Source organism: Corynebacterium sp. HMSC074C03 (genome assembly GCF_001838285.1).
In the GTDB taxonomy this organism is placed as follows: Bacteria; Actinomycetota; Actinomycetes; order Mycobacteriales; family Mycobacteriaceae; genus Corynebacterium; species Corynebacterium amycolatum.
This window is the reverse complement of the sequence record NZ_KV836251.1, coordinates 1-2947: the sequence shown is the minus strand read 5'-3', so window position 1 is coordinate 2947 and position 2947 is coordinate 1. Positions and strand designations below refer to the sequence as shown.

General features: G+C 57.6%; 2 protein-coding genes. Both read right to left on the bottom strand.

Features of this window, described 5'->3' with window-relative positions:
• Nucleotides 1-237: 237 nt before the first annotated feature.
• Entirely contained in the window at nt 238-1278 is a 1041-nt protein-coding gene (locus tag HMPREF2847_RS08925; RefSeq protein WP_070852186.1) for an aspartate-semialdehyde dehydrogenase, read from the bottom strand.
• Nucleotides 1279-1287: 9 nt separating this feature from the next.
• On the bottom strand, nt 1288-2553 hold the full coding sequence (locus tag HMPREF2847_RS08920) for an aspartate kinase (RefSeq protein WP_070852185.1): 1266 nt from the start codon (nt 2551-2553) through the stop codon (nt 1288-1290).
• Between the last annotated feature and the right edge of the window lie 394 nt (nt 2554-2947).

The window sequence follows — 2947 nt, the reverse complement described above, 5'->3', positions numbered from 1 at the left end:
CCCCCCCCCCCAGCACTGCGCTCGCACAATCTCACATTCCGCTGGCGCTGCAGCCAAGCGGAAAGCGTGGGCGTCAATAAGAAAAAATAGGCCCCCCTACCGCAACAATGTGAACTGCTCCCCATTAGTTGGACTGAGAAATCAGTTACCGACTAGTGGGGAGTAGTTGTCATTGAGAGCACGAAGTTCGCTAAGTGCCGAGGCTTAACTTTTTGCGCTTTTAAGTACTGCGCTCAACTACTGGTCAGCGACCAACAACTCCGCAATCTGGATGGTATTCAGAGCAGCGCCCTTACGCAGATTGTCGCCAGAGACAACCAGCACCAGGCCACGCCCCTCCGGAACCGACTGATCGACACGGATACGACCCACCAGGGACTCATCCACACCAGCGGCGGCAAGCGGATTCGGAACGTCGACGACCTTCACGCCCGGCGCGGACTCCAGCAGTTCGGTTGCCTTCTCTACGGACAGAGCATTCTCAAACTCAGCGTGAATCACCAGCGTGTGTCCAGTGAGAACCGGAACGCGCACACAAGTACCAGCAACAGCCAGCTCAGGGATAGACAGAATCTTGCGGGACTCATTGCGGAGCTTCTGCTCCTCATCGGTCTCCAGTGAACCGTCATCAACAAAGTTTCCAGCCACCGGCAGCGCATTGAAAGCAATCGGTGCAACGTACGGACCAAAGTCCTCCGCAACCAGAGCTGAACCATCAGTGGTCAGCTTCTCCAGGTTGTCGATGTTCTCGCGCACCTGACCAGCCAGAGTATTCACACCAGCAAGGCCCGAACCCGAGACCGCCTGATAGGAGGACACACGCAGACGCTGCAACCCGGCCTCGTCGTGAAGCGGCTTGAGAACCGGCATCGCGGCCATCGTGGTGCAATTCGGATTCGCGACAATGCCCTTCGGGATGTCCTGCAAAGCATCCGGGTTGACCTCAGAGACCACCAGCGGGACCTCCGGATCCTTACGCCACGCCGACGAGTTATCAACAACAACAGCGCCAGCAGCCGCAAAACGCGGCGCCTGCTCCTTCGACAGCGTGCCGCCAGCGGAGAACACCGCGACATCGATGCCCTTCAGATCCTCATCCGAAGTAGCCGCGACATCCTCGACAACAATATTCTCGCCGCGGAACTCCAACTCCTTGCCCGCACTACGAGCAGAAGCGAAGAAACGAACCTTATCGGCCGGGAAATTACGCTCCGCCAACAGGGTGCGCATCACACGACCAACCTGGCCAGTGGCACCAACAACAGCAATCGTGGTCATTAGAACTCCTTAACGTCCCGTACCAGCGTAAACAACAGCCTCGGTATCGCCACCGAGATTGAAAGCGTCGTGCAGAGCCTTCACAGACTTATCGACATCCTGGTCATTAACCAGCACCGAGATACGAATCTCAGAAGTGGAAATCAGATCGATATTCACACCCTCATCAGCGAGCGCCTCACAGAACGTCGCAGTCACACCCGGGTGGGACTTCATGCCAGCACCGACCAAGGAGACCTTGCCCACGTGATCGTCGTAAAGCACGTCGTTCCAGTCATTGTCAGCCTGCAGCTTCTTCAGCAACGCCATCGCCTTCGGAGCGTCCTCGCGCGGGCAGGTGAAAGTAATGTCAGTGCGGTTATCCGCGATGGTAGAGACGTTCTGCAGCACCATATCGATGTTGATCTCCGCATCCGCAACAGCACGGAACATCTTCGCCGCCTGGCCCGGATCATCCGGAATGCCCAGCACGGTCACCTTCGCCTCGGAGCGGTCATGCGCCACACCGGTCAACACTGCTTCTTCCATAGGGATATCCTCCATCGATCCATCAACAAGGGTGCCAAGTTCATTGCTATACGACGAACGCACACGCAACGGGACATTAAACGCGCGGGCGTATTCGACACTTCGCAGCTGCAAAATCTTCGCGCCAACCGCGGCCATCTCCAACATCTCCTCGAAGGAAATGTTGTCCAAGCGCTGTGCATCCGGCACAATGCGCGGATCCGCGGTGTACACGCCATCCACGTCGGAGTAGATCTCGCAGACATCTGCCTCTAGGGCTGCCGCGAGCGCGACCGCAGTGGTATCCGAGCCACCACGGCCCAGCGTAGTGACGTCCTTAGTCTCGCGGTTCACCCCCTGGAAACCAGCCACCAGACAAATATGGCCCTCATCGAGAGCCTCACGAACACGGCCCGGAGTGACCTCGACAATGCGGGCGTTACCGTGACGCTCCGTCGTGATCACGCCGGCCTGCGAACCGGTGAAAGACTGGGCCGAGGCGCCGAGGCTTGCAATTGCCATAGCGACCAGCGCATTGGAAATACGCTCACCGGCGGTCAGGAGCATGTCCATCTCGCGTCCCGGCGGGACCGGGTTGACCTGCTCAGCGAGGTCCAGAAGCTCATCGGTGGTGTCGCCCATTGCGGAGCACACAACCACGACGTCATTGCCCTGCTTTTTGGTTTCCACAATTCGTTCTGCAACACGACGAATGCGTTCGGCGCTCTCCAGGGATGAACCACCGTACTTCTGCACAACCAGTGCCATGGTCGGCAACCTCCAAAAACTAGGCAACTATATGCACGTAACTATTATTGACTCAATTTACTTGAGTTGCATTCGTAATTACATAGTGGGTTACCAAAACGTAGCTTGTGGGGGTTGCGTGGGGGTTTTGGGGCGGGTTGCGTGGGGGTTTGCGGGATCGTGGTTGCGTGGGGTCGTGGTTGGGCGTGGGGTGAGCGCGGCTGCGCGTTGAGAGTGTGACGGCTGGGATGTTTGGGGGACTTGGGCTGTGGGTTGGGTGTCGGTTGGGTGTGAATCGGGCGCGGCTGCGGGCTGCCAGCGGGCTGCAAATGTGAAACTGATTGAGTTTATGACAAAAATAGGCGGTAGGTTCATGCGGTTAATGCATCACCACTTTCGACCAGGAGAAGTAGTG

Coding starts and splice junctions, on each gene's coding strand:
- HMPREF2847_RS08925 (WP_070852186.1), bottom strand. CDS start 1,278: ATGACCACGATTGCTGTTGTTGGTGCCACTGGCCAGGTTGGTCGTGTG.
- HMPREF2847_RS08920 (WP_070852185.1), bottom strand. CDS start 2,553: ATGGCACTGGTTGTGCAGAAGTACGGTGGTTCATCCCTGGAGAGCGCC.